This window comes from Kribbella sp. NPDC004536 (assembly GCF_042873835.1).
Lineage (GTDB): Bacteria > Actinomycetota > Actinomycetes > Propionibacteriales > Kribbellaceae > Kribbella.
In genome coordinates this window covers 337,483-356,013 of record NZ_JBIALY010000003.1, presented here as the reverse complement: position 1 = coordinate 356,013, position 18,531 = coordinate 337,483, and the positions used below count along the sequence as shown (strand labels likewise).

The window sequence follows — 18,531 nt, the reverse complement described above, 5'->3', positions numbered from 1 at the left end:
CGTGACCACACTCGACAGCGGCGTCGACACCCTGGCCGACGTGACTTCCTCGGAGGACCGGCTGCGCCGGTTCCTGCTCGGGCTGCCGGGCGTCGACCAGGTCGGCGCGGAGGCCCGCGCCGCCACGTTGAGCACCCGGTCGATCAAGACCACCGCGAAGCAGTACGCGCTGGATCTGGCCATCTCGATGATCGACCTCACCACGCTGGAGGGCCAGGACACCCCGGGCAAGGTGCGGGCCCTGTGTGCGAAGGCGAAACGGCCCGACCCGGCCGACCCGACCGCGCCGCAGGTCGCCGCGGTCTGTGTGTACCCGGACCTGGTCGCCACCGCGAAGCGCGAGCTGCAGGGCTCCGGGATCAACGTGGCGAGTGTCGCAACCGCCTTCCCCAGCGGGCGTTCCAGCCTGGCGATCAAGATCCAGGACACCAAGGACGCGGTCGCTTCGGGTGCCGACGAGGTCGACATGGTGATCGACCGCGGCGCGTTCCTGTCCGGGCGGTACGCGATGGTCTTCGACGAGATCGCCGCGATCCGCGAGGCCGCGGGTGACGCACATCTCAAGGTGATCCTGGAGACTGGCGAGCTGGTCACCTACGACAACGTCCGGCGGGCGTCCTGGCTGGCGATGCTGGCCGGCGCGGACTTCATCAAGACCTCCACCGGCAAGGTGTCCCCGGCGGCGACGCTGCCGGTCACGCTGGTGATGCTGGAGGCGGTCCGCGACTACCACGAGGCGACCGGGCTGCACATCGGCGTCAAGCCGGCCGGCGGGATCCGGACCGCGAAGGACGCGATCAAGTACCTGGTCACCGTCAACGAGACGGCCGGCCCGGACTGGCTGGACCCCGAGCTGTTCCGCTTCGGCGCCTCCAGCCTGCTGAACGACCTGCTGATGCAACGCACCAAGCTGGCCACCGGGCACTACCCGGGCCCCGACTACTTCACCTTGGACTGACAGGCATGAGCAGATTCGAGTACGCACCCGCGCCGGAGTCGCGCGCGATCGTCGACATCAAGTCGTCGTACGGCCTGTTCGTCAACGGGCAGTTCACCGATGCCACCGACGGCAAGCCGTTCAAGACCGTGAGCCCTTCCTCCGAAGAGGTGTTGGCCGAGGTCAGTGAGGCCGGACCTGCCGACGTCGACAAGGCCGTACGCGCCGCGCGGAAGGCGTTCGAGAAGGTCTGGGGCCCGATGGCGGGTCGCGACCGGGCGAAGTACCTGTTCCGGATCGCCCGGCTGATCCAGGAGCGCTCGCGGGAGCTCGCGGTGCTGGAGTCGCTCGACAACGGCAAGCCGATCCGCGAGTCCCGCGACGTCGACATCCCGTTGGTGGCAGCGCACTTCTTCTACTACGCGGGCTGGGCCGACAAGCTCGAGTACGCCGGTGTCGGTGACGACCCGCAGCCGTGGGGCGTCGCGGGCCAGGTGATCCCGTGGAACTTCCCGATGCTGATGCTGGCCTGGAAGATCGCTCCGGCGCTTGCCGCGGGCAACACTGTCGTCCTGAAGCCGGCCGAGACGACTCCGCTGACGGCGCTGGCGTTCGCGGAGATCTGCCAGCAGGCGGATCTGCCGCCGGGCGTCGTCAACATCGTCACCGGCGCGGGCCGTACCGGTCAGGCGCTGGTCGAGCACCCTGATGTCGACAAGATCGCCTTCACCGGCTCGACTGCCGTCGGCCGGGCAATCGCGAAGGCGATTGCGGGGACCGAGAAGGCGGTGACCCTGGAGCTAGGGGGCAAGGCGGCGAACATCGTCTTCGAGGACGCGGCGCTCGACCAGACCATCGAGGGCATCGTCAACGGCATCTTCTTCAACCAGGGCCACGTCTGCTGCGCCGGTTCGCGGCTGCTGGTCCAGGAGAGCGTGTACGACGAGGTCCTCGGCCGGCTGAAGCGCCGGATGGAGACGCTGCGGGTCGGCGACCCGCTGGACAAGAACACCGACATCGGCGCGATCAACTCGCCGGCCCAGCTGGCGAAGATCCGCGAGCTCTCGCAGATCGGCGAGGACGAAGGCGCCGAGCGCTGGTCGCCGGAGTGCGAGCTGCCCACGCAGGGATACTGGTTCCCCCCGACCGTCTTCACCGGGGTGTCCCAGGCGCACCGGATCGCCCGCGAGGAGATCTTCGGCCCGGTGCTGTCGGTGCTGACGTTCCGCACCCCCGCCGAGGCGGTCGAGAAGGCGAACAACACCCCGTTCGGGCTGTCGGCCGGCATCTGGACCGAGAAGGGTTCCCGGATCCTCTGGATGGCGAACCAGCTGCGCGCCGGCGTCGTCTGGGCGAACACGTTCAACCGCTTCGACCCCACGTCGCCGTTCGGCGGTTACAAGGAGTCGGGCTACGGCCGCGAGGGCGGTCGCCACGGTCTGGAGGCCTACCTTGCCCACTAAAGAGACCCCTAGGCTGGAAGTGCGAAAGACCTACAAGCTGTACGTCGGCGGCGCGTTCCCGCGCAGCGAGTCCGGCCGGTCGTACGTGGTGAACAACGCCAAGGGCAAGTTCCTCGCGAACGCGTCCCAGGCCTCCCGCAAGGACGCCCGGGACGCGGTGGTCGCGGCCCGCAAGGCGTTCGCCGGCTGGCACGCGCGGACGGCGTACAACCGCGGCCAGGTGCTGTACCGGATCGCCGAGGTGATGGAGGGCCGGCACCAGCAGTTCAGCGCCGAGGTCGCCGCCGGTGAGGGCCTGTCGATCTCCAAGGCCCGCGCGGTCGTGGACGAGTCGATCGACCGCTGGGTCTGGTACGCCGGCTGGGCCGACAAGCTCGCCCAGGTGGTCGGCTCCTCGAACCCGGTGGCCGGCCCGTACTTCGACTTCTCGTTGCCTGAGGCAACCGGTGTGGTCGCGGTACTCGCCCCGCAGGACTCGTCGCTGCTCGGTCTGACCAGCGTGATCGCGCCCGCGATCGTGTCCGGCAACACGGTCGTGGCGGTCTCGTCGTTCGAGCGCCCGTTGCCGGCCGTGACGCTGGGCGAGGTGATGGCGACGTCCGACCTACCGGGTGGCGTGGTCAACATCCTCACCGGTTCCGCGTCCGAGATCGGGCCGTGGCTCGCGTCGCACCAGGACGTGAACGCGATCGACCTGTGCGGGATCTCGTCTGCCGACGAGGCGACCCAGTTGGAGATTGCGGCGGCCGACAACCTCAAGCGGGTCCGGCGTCCCGGCGAGGAGGACTGGTCCGCGGACCAGGGCCTGTCGCGGCTCACGCAGTACCTCGAGCTCAAGACCGTGTGGCACCCGATCGGAGTCTGAGTGCTGAAGCCAGGTGACCGGGTCGCGATCGTCTCGCCGTCCCGCGGGCTGCCCGCGATCTTCCCCGGTCCGTACGAGCTCGGCCTGCAGCGGCTCCGGGAGGACTTCGAGCTGGTCCCGGTCGAGTACCCGACGACCCGCAGGTTCGGCGCGACGCCGGAAGAGCGGGCCGCAGATCTGCACGCGGCCTGGTCGGATCCGTCGATCCGCGCGGTGTTCGCGACGATCGGCGGCGACGACCAGATCACCGTACTGAAGCATCTCGACCCGGCGGTGTTCCAGGCGGACCCGAAGCCGTTCTTCGGGTACAGCGACAACACCAACCTGCTCAACTTCCTTTGGTCGTTGGGGTTGCCGGGGTTCTACGGCGGCAGCGTGATGGTGCAGTTCGGGCGGGGCGGCGCGATGCACCCGGACACCGAGCGGTCGTTGCGTGCGGCAATGTTCACCGGCGGCGACTTCGAGCTGACGCCGGCCACCGGGTGGACCGACATCGACCACGACTGGAACGTACCGGCCAACCTGGAGACCGAGCCGGAGCTGTTCCCCGGCACCGGCTGGACCTGGAGCGGCACGCGGACCGTGACCGGGAAGCTCTGGGGTGGTTGCCTGGAGATCCTCGACTTCCAGTTGTCCGCGAACCGCTGGATGCAGCCGACCGAGTCGTACGGCGGCGTCCTGTTCTGCGAGACCAGCGAGGAGATGCCGTCCGCGGAGACGGTCTACCGGATCCTGCGGAACATGGGCGAACGCGGCCTGCTCGAACGCTTCGACGCCGTGCTGTGGGCACGGCCGAAGTCGCGGTCGCTGTTCCAGGAGCTGACGCCGGAACAGTCGGTGGCGTACGTCGCCGATCAGTACATCGCGGTCGACCGGGCGCTGACGGAGTACAACCCCGATGCCGTGCTGGTGAAGGGCCTCGACATCGGCCACACCGATCCGATGCTGACCCTGCCGTACGGCGGCCAGGTCCGGGTCGACCCGGCCGCTTCGCGGATCACTGTTACCTACTGAACCTTGGTCGTGGTGAGCGCCGGGTTCGGGTCGGGGTAGCAGGCGACCGGGGCGGTCGTGCTGATGAACTTCCACTTGATCTTGGCTCGCAGGGTGAGGCCGGGGTCGTCGTAGCTGGTGCCTTTGAGTTTGGTTTCGATCGTGGTGCCGCGGCGGCCTGACTTGAGGCGGACGCTGAGGGTCGGGAGTTGGAAGGTGGCGCCGCCGGGGATCGGGCCGGGGACCTTGAGGACCGCGGTGTTTCCCTCCAACTGCACAGATGGGGTGGAGTTGAGGCCTGAGCCGCCGGTCAGTTGCGAGCTTATGTAGGCAGCGTTCGCGGGGACGGGGACGCGGAGGGTGAGGTCGCGGACTTCCTGGAGTTTGAAGCCTTTGATCTCGGTGGGGAGGGTGCCCTGCTGGGAGTGGACGGCGATGGTGAAGCGGGTGTTGGCATGGACCGTGGCGGGTGCCTGGGCGTCGACTCCCTGGTGGAGCGAGACCGTGTGCTTGCCGAACTTGGTGTCGGCTCGGCAGGAGTAGGCAGCTTGGGGCTGATCGGCGGGGGCAAGTAAGGCGAGAACCACCACAAGACTGCGGTAAGTAGCCATATGACTACTCTATGCAGTCAGCGGCCGAAGAGGAACCATCCGCTGACGCCGGCAGCCACGAACACCACCGGCAGCGCGAGCAGGAACCACGCCCGCCGCCTGCGCCTGCGCCGGACCGGCGGGTCCGTGGCGACGGTGGTGTCCAGGTCGTCCTCGGTGATCGTGGTGCGCTCGGCCGCGCGCAGCGGCGCCTCCCGTTCCAGCCGGAACGCCTCGGCCTCGAGCCGGTCGGCCAGGGTGTCGGCGCGGTCCCAGCGGTCCGCCACCCGGTACGCGAGCGCCCGGGCGAACACGTCGTCGAGCTGCCCGACCGTGTCGTGCAGTACCGAACGCAGGCTCGGCGGCGGCAGGTCGGGGTCGCGGTTCAGTACGTCGCCGATCGAGCCGGCGGAGAACGGCGGGTGGCCGGTGACCAGCGCGTACGTGACCGCGCCGACCGCGTAGATGTCGGCGCGTTCGTCGAAACCACCGTCACCGCGGCCCTGCTCGGGCGCCATGTACGACGGTGTGCCGACGGCCTGCGTGAGTCCGGAGGCCTCGGCCGCGCGTTTCGCCAGGCCGAGGTCGGCGAGCACGATCCGGTGCGTACCGCCGCCGGCCTCGTCGCCTGGGCGCAGCAGCAGGTTCGCGGGCGTGACGTCGCGGTGTACGACGCCCTCGTTGTGGAGGGCGGCGACCGCGCGCGCCAGGTCGGCGCCCCACCAGAGCGCGTCCACGGCGTCGAGTGGACCTTGCCGGAGTACGTCGCCGAGGGTGCCGCCGCCGACGTAGTCCATGACGAAGTACGGCCGGCCGTCGTCGAGCTTGCCCAGGTCGAAGACGCGCACCACCCGGTCGCTGGAGATCCGGCGCATCAGCCGTGCCTCGGACAGGAAGCGTTCGCGGACGTCGGCGCGCGACGCCCAGTTGTCCGCCAGCACCTTGACGGCGACGTCGACGTCCAGGTCGTCGTCGTACCCCCGCCACACGGTCGCGAACGCGCCCGCGCCGATCTTGTCCCGTAACCGGTAACGCCCGATGACATCCATCCCCGCTATTGTCGGTCACAACCGAGCTCAAAAGGGGGAGCATGACCGAGGAGTTGGAAGAACTCGCGGCCCGCGCGGCAGCCGGGGACCAGACAGTGCTTCCACAACTTCTGCAGGCGATCCGGCCGCAGGTGCAGCGGCGGGTGGCCAAGTTCCTTCCGTACCGGGAGGACGCGGAGGAGGCGGTCCAGGACACCCTGCTCCAGGTGGCGAACAAGGTGCACACGTTCAAGGGCACCGGCAGCTTCGCCGGCTGGGTCACGATCGTCGCCACCAATCAGGCGCGGCAGACCTACCGTTCGCTGAAGCGCCGCTCGGTCGAGCAGTCCGCCGAGGTACTCCCCGAAGCCGTCGACCCCCGTACCACCTCGGTCATCGCCGGCTCCCGCCTCGACCTGCTGGAAGCCCTGGAAGCCCTCGAATCCAGCCACCCCCAGCTGGTCCAACCCCTCGTCCTCCGCGACCTCGGCGCCCTCTCCTACGCCGAAATAGCCGACGAACTAGACGTCCCCCTAGGCACCGTAAAAGCCAGAATCCACCAGGCCAGAAGAGCAGTAGCCGAACGCCTAACCGTGCGCTGACGTCATCCGCGCAGCGGGGCAGCGCCAGCAGGTCCGCTACCCGCCGAGCCGTCGTCGCCGCGGGCGCGCCCCCGCGCCACGGGACAGCGCGGCGCCAGGCCATCACAATCCGCGCGCCTGCGGCGCGCTGAGCGTTGGGTGAGCTGCGCCCGACCGATTGCGATGGTGTGGGTGTCCGGCCCGCCGCGCAGCGCCCCCCACACCCGGCGCGGACTACCAGCCCCGGCGAGCCGTCGTCGCCGCGGCAGGCGCGCCCCCGCGGCATGCGCTCCGTGCGGTCTGCTATCCCCTCCGCGCCGTCGTCGCCGCTAGGGCGGCGACGGCGCGTACCTGGTCGTCTTGTGTGGTTTCTAGGACAGTGGTGATCAGGGCGAGGTCTGCGGGTTGTGCCAGGGTGGTTAGGACGTTGAGGGCGCTCACGTGGTCGAAGGCGGCGGTGATTTCTTCGGTGGGGTCGGCGGGTGGGCGGGAGAGGATTTCCAGGGCGACCTGGCGGACGTCGGCGGCCAGGGGTTCGAGGGGGTTGCCGCCGCTCAGCTGGGTGTAGGCGGCGGCGACCTGGTACATGTTCAGCGCCCGGCAGACGGTCGGTACGTTCGGGCTGTGCAGAAGGGCTTCGAACGCCTGCAGCGGAATGTCCACTCCCCCAACCTATTCGACCGCCCCGAAGAACCGCAGAACCTTCTGCGCCGCATCCGGCGGCGACATCATCTCGGCCACCTCGGCCGACCGCTTCGCAACCGCGGCCGTCCGCGCGTACATCGCCTGCTCGTACTCCTCCAACGCAGCATCCGAATCACCCGGATGCGCAGCAATCGCCTCCGCGAGCTCCAACCCGTCCCGCATCGCCTGGTTCGCACCCTCACCGTGCGACGGCATCAGATGCGCCGCATCCCCGAGCAACGTCACCCCGGACCGCCGCGGCCACTGCAGCCCGATCGGCAACAGGTACGTCGGCCGTACGGCGAACGGCTCGTCGCACGCGTCGAGCAGCCGCCGGAACTGCGGCGCCCACTCACCCGGCAGGTCCGTGACCGCGGCCGGATCCACGTCGGCCGCCGTACGCATCGAGATGCTGACCTGGATCACACCGTTCCCGTTGCGTTGCGCGCCGAGCATCCGGTCCGGCCCGAACACCCAATAGTTGCCTCGGCCAACCATCTCGGCCAGCTCCGGCTGCCGGCGATCGGCGTCCCGGATCGAGCTGTGGACGATGACCTTCCCTTCGTACGACGGCTCGGTGCCGGTGAGCAGCGGCCGCACCCGCGAGTTCGCCCCGTCCGCGCCGACGAGCAGGTCGTACGGCGCCGTGGTCCCGTCCGCGAAATGCAGCAGCCGCCCGTCCGCGTGCGTGAACGCACTCCCCCAGCGGACAGTCCCGTCCGGGAGCGAAGCCAGCAGCAGGTCCCGCAGATCGGCTCGGTCGATCTCCGGCCGCAGCATCGGCGCGTCGTCCGGGGTGTCTTCCCGCAGCAGCAACGTGCCGGTGTGGTCGAGCATCCGGAAGTCCTGCCCCTCCCGGCGGGCGACCGCGAGGAACTCCTGCTCCAGACCGGCCGCGCGTAGAGCGGCCTGACCGGTGTCGGTGTGCAGGTCGAGCATGCTGCCCTGCGTACGGGCGTCCGGCCCGGCGTCGCGTTCGTACACGACCGACTCGATGCTGTGGACGTGCAGGATCCGCGCGAGCGTCAGGCCACCGGGCCCGCCGCCGATGATCGCGATCATCAACTCAACTCCAATCGATACACTGTATTGGACAATACACTGTATCGAAGCGGATCGGTGTATCGTTCAGCACCGTGACCGTGATCTGGGAGCGGCCCGAGCCGTCCGAGCGCCGGCGTCCGAGCCCGCTGAGCCGCGAGCGCATCGTCCGGGCCGCGATCGAGCTCGCCGACGCCGCCGACCTGGAGGCGGTCTCGCTCCGGAAGGTCGCCGCCGCCCTCGACGCCGGCCCGATGCGCCTCTACCGGTACGTCGACACCAAGGACGAGCTGCTCGAACTCATGGTCGACGCCGTCTACGGCGAACTCCCGGCGCCTGCCGGTGCCCGCTGGGAGGACGTACTGCGGTCGATCGCGACAGGAATCCGCGACCTGGCGTTGCGGCACGAGTGGTTCGCCGACCTGCTCGGCAGCCGCCCGCGCTTCGGCCCGGCCACCCTCGCGCACACCGAGGCGTCGCTGAGCGCACTGCGATCCACCGGCCTCGACGACCTGGACGCGCTGACCGGCGCGCTCGAAACGCTGAACGTCTACCTGGTCGGCGCCGTCCGCAAGGAGATCACCGAACGCCGGGCCGAACGCGCGAGCGGGCTCGACCGGCGCGAGTTCCAGCGCGCGACCGGCCCGTACCTGACCCGGATGTTTGCCACCGGCAACTACCCCGCGCTGTCGGAATGGGTCCACGACGCCCGGCACCGGACGGCGGCCGAGATCTTCGACCTCGGTCTGGACTACCTGATCGACGGCATCCGGAATCGGCTGCCTAGCTAGCGGCGGCGCGCAGGTGGTCGGCGAGCAGGTACGCGGCCTGCGGAGCGTCGGTGGCGTAGCAGATCACGTGCCGCCGGCTGGACCACGCGTCCTGGAGCGGGCAGATGTCGACGTCGGCATTCGAGTCGACGGCGCGCCGCGGTACGACGGCCAGCCCGGCGCCCGCGGTGGCGAGTGTGATCAGCGCGTGCAGCGTCGGTACGAGCGTGCGGTACCGCGGGGCCGGGGCGTGCGGACCGAGGCGATCGTCCATCCACTGGCTGAGCGGGGAGTTCCGGTCGAGGCCGACCAGTGGATGTTCGGCGACTTCGGCGTACGCGATCGACTCCCGGCCGGACAACGTACCGCCCGCCTGGCCGATCACGACGAGCGAGTCGTCGGCCAGCGGTTCGGTCCGGAGCTGGGTCGGCTCGTCGTCGAGGATCACGCCGAGATCCGCCTCACCGGCCGCGAGCAGCCGGACCATCCGGACGGTACGCCGCTCGCTCACGTTCACGTCGTACTCCGGGTGATCGCGGAGGAACGTCGCCAGCGCCTGCGGTACGAGCTGGTGCATCGCGGCACCGCCCGCGACCAGGCGGATCGGCGCCGCGGTCGGGACGGCGTACGACGCGACCGCGCTGTCCAGGCGGGTCGTTTCCGCCAGCACCTCGCGGGCGTGCCGGGCCAGCGTCGCCCCGGCCGGGGTGAGCCGGACGCCGCGGCGCTCACGGACCAGGAGCGGTACGCCTGCCTGTGCTTCGAGCGCTCTGACCCGCGCACTTGCCGAAGGCAGGCTGAGGTGCATCACCCGCGCGCCGGCGGTGATCGAGCCCTCTGCCGCGACATGAGTGAAAAGCCGAAGATCGTCGAGGTCGTACCGCATCCCATCAGCCTACGTCCCAGCCTGAGGCTGACTACGGGGATCGCGCATTGTGGACCACCCACGAAACCCGGATCCTCGAAGGGTGCTGCTGATCCTCCTGGCCGGTGTCGCGGCCGGCGCGCTGAACGCCGTTGGCGGCGGGGGCAGCTTCGTGGCACTCGCCGCTCTCGTCGGCACGGGCATGCCGCCGGTGACCGCGAACGCGACCACGACGGTCGCCCTGCTGCCCGGGAACGCGACCAGCGCTTGGGTGTACCGACGGGAACTCGAAGGCTTCCACCAGCCGTCGCCGCTCCGGCTCACCCTTGCGAGTGTCTGCGGCGGTGCGATCGGCGCCGGACTGTTGCTGTGGCTGCCGTCGGCGTCCTTCGACGCGGCCGTACCGTGGCTGCTCGCGTTCGCAACCGTTGTCCTCGCTTTCGGCAAACGGCTGACAGCGGCGCTCCGGCTCGGGCGGCCCGGGCCGGCGGTGATTCTCGCTGGGCAATTCCTGCTGGCGATTTACGGCGGGTACTTCGGCGGCGCCGTCGGGCTGATGATGCTCGCGTTCTGGACGGCGACGACCACGCTCGATCCGGCCCGCGGCAATGCGTTGCGGGTGATTCAGGTGGCGGCGGTCTACCTGACGGCGGCGGTGATCTTCGTGTTCGCAGCCGACGTGCTCGCGCAGCCGTTGCAGCTCGTCGCGATGCTGGCCGGCGCGGTCATCGGTGGGTACGGCGGGGCGCATGTCGTGCGGCGGATGCCGGCCGGCGTACTGCGGGGGCTCGTGCTGAGCACCGCCGTACTGATGACCGGGTTGTTCTTCGTTCGGGCGTTCCGATGAACGCGGCGCGGTTGGTGGTGGCGTACCAGGCTTGCGAGGTCGCGGACCTGGCGGCTGCTGTGGTCTCGTTGGAGGATCCAACGGAAGCCCGGCAGCAGGCGGCGCGGGTGTTCGCGGCAGCTCAGCAGTTGGTTGCCGCGGCCAACCGACTCGACTCGGACGAACTCCCCGCGGATCCGCTCCAGCTGTTCGTGTACGAGCACCCCGAGGAAGCGGCCGAGGACGTGGCCGAGTGGGTCAGCCGCCGTCGGTAGACCGGCGGCCGGTCGGCGGTTGCTGTGGGAGCTGCTCACGCTGCTTCCGCAGGTAGAGGCCGGTAGCGGTCGAGACGCTGGTCAGCAGCCACATGAAAACGCCCGCGTCGTCGGTGACACCAATGATCGGGAGCAGGTCGGGCAGGATGTCGATCGGCGAGATCAGGTAGACGAGCGCGAGCAGCCACAGGAACGTCCGGTTCCGCGGCAGATCGGTGTACGCGCCGCGGCGGACGTCACGCAGCAGCCCGGGCAACGCCCGCGCCCGCTCGAACACGTTCCCGACCGGCACCGGCTCACCACGGGCAATCTTCCGCCGCCGAACCGCGCGCCGCCGCAGTACGCCGAGCACCCCGACCCCGACGCCGATCACCAACAGCCCGGCCCCCACGCCGACGGCCGGCAGCCCGACAACGTCGCCGTCCCGGAACAGCAACGTCAAGAGCCCGATCAACCCGAGCACGCCACCGACATACACCATTCCCCCACTGTAGGCGCCCGGCCGGGAAACAACTGGTCAGATAGCGCCGACTTCTTTCCCCACCGCTCGCGCCGGCGACCTTGACTGTTGTCGTGACGACATTTACTGTTGTCACGACAACAGGAGGCTGGGATGTACGAGATCAAGGCGGAGACCGTTATCACCGGCGAGGCGGCGGCGGTGTGGCGGGTGGTGACGGATGTGGCGCGGTGGCCGGAGTGGGATCCGCATGAGGACGTCGCGCGGCTGGACGGGGAGTTCGTGGTCGGGACCGCGGGATGGGTGAAGCAGAAGGGCAATCCTGGCGCGGCGTTCACGTTGACCGAGGTCGTGCCGGAGCGCCGGTGGGCGAGCGAGTGCGCGCTGCCGGGTGGCAGGTTGTGGGGCTCGAACGAGTACGAGCAACTGCCCGACGGGAAGGTCCGCTGTACGCGTACGGTTCGCGTGACCGGTCCGCTCGTACCCCTGTTCCGGTTCCACTTCGGGCGGCGGATGCGGCGCGACTTCTTCCGTACCTGGACCGCCCTCGAGGCCCGCGCCGCGGCGGCCGGATGACGGCCGGTGAGCCGGAAGGCCCGCTGGCGTCGCCCGGCTTCTGGCTCCACCACGCCGCACTCAAATGGCGCGCGGAGCTGGACCGGCGCCTCCGCGAGGTCGGCCTAACCCCCACCCAGTTCCTGCTGCTGGCGTCGACGGGCTGGGTCGAGCACACCCAAGGTGCACCGACCCAGCAGCAGGTCGCCCAGACCGCCGGCGCCGACCGCATGATGACCTCGAAGGTCGTCAAGAACCTCGAGGACAACGGCCTGCTGCGCCGCTCGCCGGATCCCGCCGACGCCCGCGCCTACCGGCTGCAGCTCACACCGGCGGGGCGCCGTGCGGCCGCCAAGGCGATCGCCGTCGCGCAGGCGCTCGACGAGGAACTGTTCGGCGACGCCCCGGCCGGTCTCCGGACCGCGCTCCGGCGGATCGCGGAGTCCGGCTGACCTCGTCAGCCCACGTTGTACGGCTGGGACAGGAGAGGGCGGGTGTTCGTCAGGACCTGTTCGTAGTTGGCGCGGATGGTGGTTGCGTCGATGGTGACGGGCGGTTCTGGTTTGCCCACGGGGATGTTCCAGGTGGGTGGGGTGGGGGCGCCGGAGAGGGCCCAGGCGGCTTGGCGGGCGGCGCCGAGGGCTACGTACTCGGCCGGCTCCGGGAGGACGACCTCGGCGCCCAGGAGTGCGGGCGCCAGGGCTTGTACGGAGCGGGCGCGGGCGCCGCCGCCGAGGAGCAGGACCCGTTGGACGGGGACGCCCTGGTCGCGGAGTGCGTCCACGGCGTCGGCGAGGCCGCACAGTAGGCCTTCGACGGCGGCGCGGGCCATCGTCGCGGGTTGCATCGTGGCGCGGGTCAGGCCGTAGATCAGGCCGGTGGAGTGCGGGAGGTCCGGCGTACGTTCGCCGTCCAGGAACGGGAGCAGTACGAGGCCGTCGCTGCCGGGCGAGGTGATCGCGGCCTCGTCGAAGGCGGAGAGCTCCAGGCCGAGCATCTGCGCGGTCGCCGACATCACCCGGGCCGCGTTCAGCGTGCAGACGAGCGGGAGGTACTCCCCGGTCGCGTCGGCAAACGCGGCGACCAGGCCGGTCGCGTCCTTGGTCGGATGGGACGAACGAGCGAACGCCGTACCGCTCGTACCCAACGACACCGCGACGTCGCCGGGCTGCAGGTCGAGGCCGAGTGCGGCCGCGGCGTTGTCGCCGGTACCAGCCGCGATCGCCGCGCCGAAGGAGGTCTCGCCAACGATCTCAGCCGGGCCTGCCACGCGCGGCAACGCCAACTGCCGCCCGAAGGCGAGTTCGACCAGGTCGGTCCGATAGCTGTTCGTGGTCGGCGACCACCACCCCGTCCCCGACGCGTCACCGCGATCGGTGGTGATGCCGGAGATCCCGGACCGATCCGCAGCCAGCCGATGCGTCATCCAGTCATGCGGCAGCACAACCGCTGCTGCCCTGGATGCCTCTTCCTTGTCACGCACCCAGCGCAGCTTGGTGACCGTGAAGGACGGGACGGGGACCGAGCCGATGGCTTCGGCCCAGGCTTCGGGGCCGCCTAGTTCGGTGATTAGCTCGGTGGTGGCGTCGGCCGAGCTGGTGTCGTTCCAGAGGACGGCCGGGTGGACCACCTCGCCGGACTCGTCCAGCAGGACCATGCCGTGTTGCTGGCCGCCGACCGCGATCGCCTGGACGCCGTCGAGGATGCCGTCGGAGGCCAGCTCCCACGCCTTCCACCACTCGGCCGGATCGACCTGGGTGGCGTCGGGATGGGGGGCACGGCCTTCGCGGACGACCTCTCCGGTCACAGCGTCGCACACCAGAACTTTGGTCGCCTGGGTGGAGCAGTCCACCCCGGCGACCAGCCTCAGCTCAGTCATGGCTCCCAGAGTAGAGGGCTTCGAGCGTCGCGCGGGCGCCGATCTCGTGCAGCGATCCCAACGCGGCCCGGTACGGCGTCACGAACCGCTCGTCGGAGGCGAGCTCCCCGAACAGGTCCGGGTCCGAGATGAACACCAGCGGGTCCTCGCGGTTGTGCTGCGCGCGTTCGACCAGCTTGTCGCGCAACCGGTCGACCACCTCGATCGGCTGCCCCTGTTCGTCGACGGCCTCGGCGTACCGGGCCCAGGACGCGACCACGAGCACCGACCGCCCGATCTCCCGTCCGGCCGCGAGCTGCTCCCGCACCACCGGCAGCAGCCACTTCGGGATCCGGTCCGAACTCTCCGCGCACAGCCGCGCGAGCGTGTCCCGCACCTCGGGATTCGCGAACCGCTCGATCAGCTGGTGCTTGTACCGGTCGAGGTCGACCCCGGGCACCGGCGGCAGCGTCGGCGTCCCCTCGTCGTCCATGTAGCCGAGCAGGAAGTCGACGAACAGCTTGTCCTGGCAGACCTCGTGCGCGTACCGGTACCCGGACAGGAACCCGAGGTACGCCAGCGCCTGATGCGACGCGTTCAGCAGCCGCAGCTTCATCAGCTCGTACGGCTCGACGTCCTCGACGATCTGGACGCCGACGTCCTCGTACGGCGGGCGCACGCCGCCGAAGTCGTCCTCGAGGACCCACTGCGTGAACGGCTCGCACACCACCGGCCAGCCGTCCTCGACGCCGAAGCGAGCGGCCAGCGCGTCACGGTCGGCGTCGGTGGTGACCGGCGTGATCCGGTCGACCATGCAGTTCGGGAACCGCACCTCGGTCTCCAGGAACGAGGCCAGCTCCGGATCCTTCAACCGTGCGAAGGCCGAGATCATCTTGCGCGCCACGTGCCCGTTGCCCGGGATGTTGTCGCAGGACATCACGGTGAACGGCGGTACGCCGGCCTCCCGCCGCCGGCGCAGCGCCTCGACGATGAACCCGAACGCACTCCCCGGCGTCGCCCCCGGTACGAGATCCGCCGCGAGCGCCGGATCCGACGCATCGAGCTCCCCCGTCACCTGGTTCACGTGGTACCCGCCCTCGGTGATCGTCAGGGAAACGATCCGCGTCGCCGGGTCGACCATCCGGGCCAGCACGGCGTCCGGATCGTCCGGCGCGAACAGGTAGTCCACGATCGACCCGACAACCCGAGGCTCCAACCGCCCATCCGGATGCTTGATCACCAACGTGTACAAACAGTCCTGGGCCGCCATCACCTCCGCCATCCGTTGGTCATTCGGCAACACCCCGACACCGACAATCCCCCAGTCGAGCGCCTTGCCCTCCGACATCAGCCGATCGAGATACATCGCCTGATGGGCCCGATGGAACCCACCGACCCCGAAGTGCACGATCCCCGGTGTCACCGCCGTCCGGTCGTAGCTGGGGGCAACGATCTGGAGCGAATCGAGCGTGGCTGTGGACAACTTCACTTGACCGCCCCCAGCGACAGACCCTGGACGAGTTTGTCCTGTGCGGCGAACCCGGCGATCAGCACCGGCAGCGACACCACGATCGACGCGGCACAGACCTTGGCGAGGAACAACCCTTGACTGGTCACGAACCCAGTCAAGAACACCGGAGCCGTCTGCGCCACCGTGCCGGTCAGCACCCGGGCGAACAGCAGCTCGTTCCAGCTGAAGATGAAGCAGATCAGCGCGGCCGAGGCGATCCCCGGAGTGACGACCGGAGCGACGACGGACCGCAACGTCCGCGTCAACGAGGCACCGTCGACCGAGGCCGCCTCGAGGATCTCCACCGGCACCTCGGACAGGAAGCTGCGCAGCATCCAGACCGCGATCGGCAGGTTCATCGAGGTGTACAGGATGATCAGCAGCCAGATGTTGTCCAGGAACCCGACCGACTGCGCGAACAGGTAGATCGGCAGCAGGCCCGCCACCACCGGCAGCATCTTCGTGGACAGGAAGAAGAACAACACGTCGGTCCACTTGCGAACCGGCCGGATCGACAGCGCGTACGCCGCCGGGAACGCGAGCAGGATGACCAGCGCGGTGGACAGGATGCTCGCGGTCAGCGAGTTCGCGATCGACGGCCACGGGCCGGTACTGAAGAACGACCGGTACCCGTCGAGCGTCAGCGGCGCGGCGATGTCCGGCGGGTTCTTCGCCGCGTTCGGCTCGGAGTGGAACGAAGTCAACAGCATCCACAGCACCGGCAGGACGAACAGGATGCCGACGATCCACGCCAGCCCGCTCAGAGCCCACCCACCACTGCGGCGGTTGTGCCCCTTGACGATTGTCACCTGCCCGCTCATCGCCCGGTCTCCTCTCGGAACAGTGTCGACACCGAGCGCAGCGCGAAGGTCGCGATCGCGATCGTGCCGATCACCACGATCACGCCGGCTGCGGACGCCCGCCCGTAGTCGTGCGCGGTGTAGAACGTCTGGTAGATCGTGTACGGGAGGTTCGCCGTACCGAGGCCGCCGGAGGTGATCGTGAAGACCGCGTCGAAGTTCTGGACGACGTAGATCGACCCGAGCAGCGCGGACAGTTCCAGGTACTGCCGCAGGTGCGGGAGCGTCATGTAGCGGAAGATCTCCCACTGGTTCGCGCCGTCGATGCCGGCCGCCTCGATCACGTCCAGCGGACGGCTCTGCAGTCCGGCCAGCAGGATCAGCATCATGAACGGCGTCCACTGCCACACCAGGGCGAAGATGATCGACCACAACGGCTGGTTGCTGATCCAGTCCGGCTGCGGCGCGTTGGCACCGAAGATCCACTTCAGCACGCCGTTGAACAGGCCGTACGTCGGGTTGTACAGCGCGTGCTTCCACAGCAGCGCCGCCGCGACCGGTACCACCAGGAACGGCGTGATCATCATCGTCCGGACGGCACCGCGGCCGCGGAACTTCCGGTCCAGCAGCAGCGCGATCAGCAACCCGAGGACCAGGCTGATCAGCACCACACCCGCGGTCAGCAGGATCGTCACCCAGATCGCGTGCCGGGTGTTCGCGTCGGTCAGCACCCGGCGGAAGTTCGCGAACCCGGCGAACCCGCGCTCGTCGGGGTAGTACGCGTTCCAGTCCATGAACGACACGACGATCGTCACCACGAACGGCAGCTGGGTCACGATGATCATGAAGATCAGGGCCGGCAGCAACGGTCCGCGCCGGGCCCAGTCGCCCGCCCTGCGCATCATCGTTCCCTCGGAGTTCGAGCGCTCCGCCGCATGACGACCGGGTCGTGCCTCGGTTTCAGTACTCATCGACGTCCTCGCTTCGCTCCGGGCGCCGATGAGGCACGAGTACGCTGTGCTTGATGATGAACTCGCTTCGCTCGTTCATTACGCCCCTCACTTCGCCAGCCGCGAGCGGTACCGCTCGGCGACGTCGTCGGCGAGCTCCTGCCCGCGTTTCAGCGCCTTGTCGACGCTCGTCTTCCCGGCGATCGCCGAGCTCACGTCCTGACTGACCTGGGTGCCGAGGTCCGGGAACTCCGGGATGTCGACGAACTGGATCCCCGGCGCCGGCCGCGGCTGGGTGCCCGGGTTGTTCGGGTCCGCGTTCTCGATCGCGTTCTTGGTCGGTTCCGCGAATGCCTCGGCTTCCTTCAGGTACTGCGGGTTCTCGTACGTCGACGCCCGCTTGCCGGCCGGAACGTTGGACCAGCCAACCTTCTGGCCGACCAGGTTCTCGTAGTCCTTGCCGGAGGCCCAGGAGATGAACTTCCAGGCGTTGTCCTTCTTCTTCGAGGCTTCCTGGATACCCCAGGCCCAGGCGTACAGCCAGCCGGAGCTGTCGGTCTTCACGACCGGTGCCGGCGCGTAGCCCATCTTGCCCTTCACCGGCGAGTTCGGCGCCTCGAGCGAACCGGCCGCCGACGTCGCGTCGTACCACATCGCGACGTTGCCCTGGATGGTGTTGTTCAAGCACTCGGTGAAACCGGCCTGCGGCGCGCCCGCCTCACCGTGCGCGCGGACCAGGTCGACGTAGAACTTGGTCGCCTCGGTGAACTCCGGCGCGTTCACCTGCGGCTGCCAGTCCTTGGTGAACCAGGTGCCGCCGAACGTGTTCACGACCGTGGTGAGCGGCGCGAACAGCTGGCCCCAGCCAGGCTGGCCGCGCAGGCAGATGCCACGCATCCCCGGCTGCGCGTTGTCCACCTTCGCGGCGATGTCGGCGACCTGCTGCCAGGTCGGTTTGGCCGGCATCTCGATGCCCTTGGACGCCAGCACGTCCTTGCGGTACATCAGGAACGACGACTCACCGTAGAACGGTTCGCCGTAGATCTTGCCGTCGTCCGCGGTCATCGACTGGGTCATCGGCTTCAGGATGTCGTCCTGGTCGAACGAGGGATCCTTCGCGATGTAGTCCGACAGCGGCGCGATCCACTTGGACTTCGCGTAGATCGGGATCTCGAAGTTGCTCACCGACGCGACGTCGTACTGACCGGCCTGGCTGGAGAACTCCTGGCTGATCTTGTCCCGGACGTCGTTCTCCGGCAGCACGGTGAAGTTCACCTTGATACCGGTCTGCTTGGTGAAGTTGGCCGCGGTCAGCTTCTGCAGATCGACCATCTGTGGGTTGTTCACCATCAGCACGTTGATGCTGTCGGAACCGCCACCGCCGGCTCCGCCTCCCCAGCCTGCACAGCCGCTGACCGCACTCACCAGGACTGCGACCCCGACCGCTCCGATGCGTTTGCGCCTACCCAGCACAGCTGCC

Annotated in this window: 21 protein-coding genes; 10 read left to right on the top strand and 11 right to left on the bottom strand. The window is 69.1% G+C overall.

Annotated elements, in window-relative coordinates:
• Nucleotide 1: 1 nt before the first annotated feature.
• Genes deoC through ACFYRU_RS26860 form a run of 4 tightly spaced genes read left to right on the top strand, consistent with a single transcriptional unit; the run spans nt 2 to nt 4,279 of the window.
• Nucleotides 2-958: a deoxyribose-phosphate aldolase gene (gene deoC / locus ACFYRU_RS26875; RefSeq protein WP_387663344.1), complete on the top strand. Its 957-nt coding sequence runs from the start codon at nt 2-4 to the stop codon at nt 956-958.
• A 5-nt stretch (nt 959-963) separates the two neighbouring features.
• A complete protein-coding gene (locus ACFYRU_RS26870) occupies nt 964-2,400 on the top strand; it encodes an aldehyde dehydrogenase family protein (protein WP_387663343.1) in 1,437 nt (478 codons plus the stop codon).
• A 19-nt stretch (nt 2,401-2,419) separates the two neighbouring features.
• Entirely contained in the window at nt 2,420-3,265 is an 846-nt protein-coding gene (locus ACFYRU_RS26865; protein ID WP_387663342.1) for an aldehyde dehydrogenase family protein, read from the top strand.
• Nucleotides 3,266-4,279: a S66 peptidase family protein gene (locus ACFYRU_RS26860; protein WP_387663341.1), complete on the top strand. Its 1,014-nt coding sequence runs from the start codon at nt 3,266-3,268 to the stop codon at nt 4,277-4,279.
• On the opposite strand, the gene ACFYRU_RS26855 is transcribed toward ACFYRU_RS26860, so the two are convergent.
• Entirely contained in the window at nt 4,273-4,869 is a 597-nt protein-coding gene (locus ACFYRU_RS26855) for a hypothetical protein (protein ID WP_387663340.1), read from the bottom strand. The genes ACFYRU_RS26860 and ACFYRU_RS26855 overlap by 7 nt on opposite strands.
• A gap of 17 nt (nt 4,870-4,886) precedes the next feature.
• Nucleotides 4,887-5,897 carry a serine/threonine-protein kinase gene (locus ACFYRU_RS26850; protein ID WP_387663339.1) on the bottom strand — a complete coding sequence of 337 codons (1,011 nt, stop codon included), beginning with the start codon at nt 5,895-5,897 and terminating at the stop codon, nt 4,887-4,889.
• Between the two features lie 41 nt (nt 5,898-5,938).
• Between ACFYRU_RS26850 and ACFYRU_RS26845 the strand changes: the two genes are divergently transcribed.
• Entirely contained in the window at nt 5,939-6,478 is a 540-nt protein-coding gene (locus ACFYRU_RS26845) for an RNA polymerase sigma factor (protein ID WP_141858470.1), read from the top strand.
• A gap of 282 nt (nt 6,479-6,760) precedes the next feature.
• Here ACFYRU_RS26845 and ACFYRU_RS26840 read toward each other — a convergent pair whose 3' ends face one another.
• Both ACFYRU_RS26840 and ACFYRU_RS26835 read right to left on the bottom strand, forming a co-directional pair.
• On the bottom strand, nt 6,761-7,120 hold the full coding sequence (locus ACFYRU_RS26840; RefSeq protein WP_387663338.1) for a hypothetical protein: 360 nt from the start codon (nt 7,118-7,120) through the stop codon (nt 6,761-6,763).
• Between the two features lie 9 nt (nt 7,121-7,129).
• Nucleotides 7,130-8,203 (bottom strand): FAD-dependent oxidoreductase, encoded by a 1,074-nt coding sequence (locus ACFYRU_RS26835; protein ID WP_387663337.1) that lies wholly within the window; start codon nt 8,201-8,203, stop codon nt 7,130-7,132.
• A gap of 74 nt (nt 8,204-8,277) precedes the next feature.
• Between ACFYRU_RS26835 and ACFYRU_RS26830 the strand changes: the two genes are divergently transcribed.
• The gene (locus ACFYRU_RS26830) at nt 8,278-8,973 is read left to right on the top strand and encodes a TetR/AcrR family transcriptional regulator C-terminal domain-containing protein (RefSeq protein ID WP_387663336.1); all 696 of its coding nucleotides are present in this window, start codon (nt 8,278-8,280) and stop codon (nt 8,971-8,973) included.
• On the opposite strand, the gene ACFYRU_RS26825 is transcribed toward ACFYRU_RS26830, so the two are convergent.
• Nucleotides 8,966-9,838: a LysR family transcriptional regulator gene (locus ACFYRU_RS26825; RefSeq protein WP_387663335.1), complete on the bottom strand. Its 873-nt coding sequence runs from the start codon at nt 9,836-9,838 to the stop codon at nt 8,966-8,968. The genes ACFYRU_RS26830 and ACFYRU_RS26825 overlap by 8 nt on opposite strands.
• A gap of 82 nt (nt 9,839-9,920) precedes the next feature.
• On the opposite strand from ACFYRU_RS26825, the gene ACFYRU_RS26820 reads away from it, so the two are divergent.
• Both ACFYRU_RS26820 and ACFYRU_RS26815 read left to right on the top strand, forming a co-directional pair.
• Complete coding sequence (locus ACFYRU_RS26820) at nt 9,921-10,664, top strand: sulfite exporter TauE/SafE family protein (RefSeq protein WP_387663334.1); 744 nt, start codon at nt 9,921-9,923, stop codon at nt 10,662-10,664.
• Nucleotides 10,661-10,918, top strand: a complete 258-nt coding sequence (locus ACFYRU_RS26815; protein WP_387663333.1) for a hypothetical protein — start codon at nt 10,661-10,663, stop codon at nt 10,916-10,918. The genes ACFYRU_RS26820 and ACFYRU_RS26815 overlap by 4 nt, the downstream gene beginning before the upstream one ends.
• On the opposite strand, the gene ACFYRU_RS26810 is transcribed toward ACFYRU_RS26815, so the two are convergent.
• A complete protein-coding gene (locus ACFYRU_RS26810; protein WP_387663332.1) occupies nt 10,902-11,399 on the bottom strand; it encodes a YkvA family protein in 498 nt (165 codons plus the stop codon). The two genes, ACFYRU_RS26815 and ACFYRU_RS26810, sit on opposite strands and share 17 nt — an antisense overlap.
• A gap of 132 nt (nt 11,400-11,531) precedes the next feature.
• Here ACFYRU_RS26810 and ACFYRU_RS26805 point away from each other — a divergent pair, with 132 nt between their 5' ends.
• Together ACFYRU_RS26805 and ACFYRU_RS26800 are read left to right on the top strand one after the other, a co-directional pair.
• Nucleotides 11,532-11,954 carry an SRPBCC family protein gene (locus tag ACFYRU_RS26805; RefSeq protein ID WP_387663331.1) on the top strand — a complete coding sequence of 141 codons (423 nt, stop codon included), beginning with the start codon at nt 11,532-11,534 and terminating at the stop codon, nt 11,952-11,954.
• Entirely contained in the window at nt 11,951-12,385 is a 435-nt protein-coding gene (locus ACFYRU_RS26800; RefSeq protein ID WP_387663330.1) for a MarR family winged helix-turn-helix transcriptional regulator, read from the top strand. The genes ACFYRU_RS26805 and ACFYRU_RS26800 overlap by 4 nt, the downstream gene beginning before the upstream one ends.
• Before the next feature lie 5 nt (nt 12,386-12,390).
• Here ACFYRU_RS26800 and xylB read toward each other — a convergent pair whose 3' ends face one another.
• The 5 genes from xylB to ACFYRU_RS26775 form a co-directional block, all read right to left on the bottom strand.
• Nucleotides 12,391-13,812, bottom strand: a complete 1,422-nt coding sequence (gene xylB / locus ACFYRU_RS26795) for a xylulokinase (RefSeq protein ID WP_387663329.1) — start codon at nt 13,810-13,812, stop codon at nt 12,391-12,393.
• Complete coding sequence (locus ACFYRU_RS26790) at nt 13,805-15,280, bottom strand: mannitol dehydrogenase family protein (RefSeq protein ID WP_387663328.1); 1,476 nt, start codon at nt 15,278-15,280, stop codon at nt 13,805-13,807. Before ACFYRU_RS26790 ends, xylB begins: the two co-directional genes overlap by 8 nt.
• Nucleotides 15,277-16,122 (bottom strand): carbohydrate ABC transporter permease, encoded by an 846-nt coding sequence (locus tag ACFYRU_RS26785; protein WP_387663327.1) that lies wholly within the window; start codon nt 16,120-16,122, stop codon nt 15,277-15,279. The genes ACFYRU_RS26790 and ACFYRU_RS26785 overlap by 4 nt, the downstream gene beginning before the upstream one ends.
• Nucleotides 16,119-17,072: a carbohydrate ABC transporter permease gene (locus ACFYRU_RS26780; protein ID WP_387663326.1), complete on the bottom strand. Its 954-nt coding sequence runs from the start codon at nt 17,070-17,072 to the stop codon at nt 16,119-16,121. The genes ACFYRU_RS26785 and ACFYRU_RS26780 overlap by 4 nt, the downstream gene beginning before the upstream one ends.
• Nucleotides 17,073-17,159: 87 nt before the next feature.
• The gene (locus ACFYRU_RS26775) at nt 17,160-18,524 is read right to left on the bottom strand and encodes an ABC transporter substrate-binding protein (protein WP_387663325.1); all 1,365 of its coding nucleotides are present in this window, start codon (nt 18,522-18,524) and stop codon (nt 17,160-17,162) included.
• Nucleotides 18,525-18,531: the final 7 nt, after the last annotated feature.

What these genes read in the sequence shown, in the direction of transcription:
- ACFYRU_RS26870 (WP_387663343.1), top strand. Translation starts at nt 964, where the DNA reads ATGAGCAGATTCGAGTACGCACCCGCGCCGGAGTCGCGCGCGATCGTC.
- ACFYRU_RS26855 (WP_387663340.1), bottom strand. Translation starts at nt 4,869, where the DNA reads ATGGCTACTTACCGCAGTCTTGTGGTGGTTCTCGCCTTACTTGCCCCC.
- ACFYRU_RS26850 (WP_387663339.1), bottom strand. Translation starts at nt 5,897, where the DNA reads ATGGATGTCATCGGGCGTTACCGGTTACGGGACAAGATCGGCGCGGGC.
- ACFYRU_RS26845 (WP_141858470.1), top strand. Translation starts at nt 5,939, where the DNA reads ATGACCGAGGAGTTGGAAGAACTCGCGGCCCGCGCGGCAGCCGGGGAC.
- ACFYRU_RS26835 (WP_387663337.1), bottom strand. Translation starts at nt 8,203, where the DNA reads ATGATCGCGATCATCGGCGGCGGGCCCGGTGGCCTGACGCTCGCGCGG.
- ACFYRU_RS26825 (WP_387663335.1), bottom strand. Translation starts at nt 9,838, where the DNA reads ATGCGGTACGACCTCGACGATCTTCGGCTTTTCACTCATGTCGCGGCA.
- ACFYRU_RS26815 (WP_387663333.1), top strand. Translation starts at nt 10,661, where the DNA reads ATGAACGCGGCGCGGTTGGTGGTGGCGTACCAGGCTTGCGAGGTCGCG.
- ACFYRU_RS26810 (WP_387663332.1), bottom strand. Translation starts at nt 11,399, where the DNA reads ATGGTGTATGTCGGTGGCGTGCTCGGGTTGATCGGGCTCTTGACGTTG.
- ACFYRU_RS26805 (WP_387663331.1), top strand. Translation starts at nt 11,532, where the DNA reads ATGTACGAGATCAAGGCGGAGACCGTTATCACCGGCGAGGCGGCGGCG.
- ACFYRU_RS26800 (WP_387663330.1), top strand. Translation starts at nt 11,951, where the DNA reads ATGACGGCCGGTGAGCCGGAAGGCCCGCTGGCGTCGCCCGGCTTCTGG.
- xylB (WP_387663329.1), bottom strand. Translation starts at nt 13,812, where the DNA reads ATGACTGAGCTGAGGCTGGTCGCCGGGGTGGACTGCTCCACCCAGGCG.
- ACFYRU_RS26785 (WP_387663327.1), bottom strand. Translation starts at nt 16,122, where the DNA reads ATGAGCGGGCAGGTGACAATCGTCAAGGGGCACAACCGCCGCAGTGGT.
- ACFYRU_RS26780 (WP_387663326.1), bottom strand. Translation starts at nt 17,072, where the DNA reads ATGAGTACTGAAACCGAGGCACGACCCGGTCGTCATGCGGCGGAGCGC.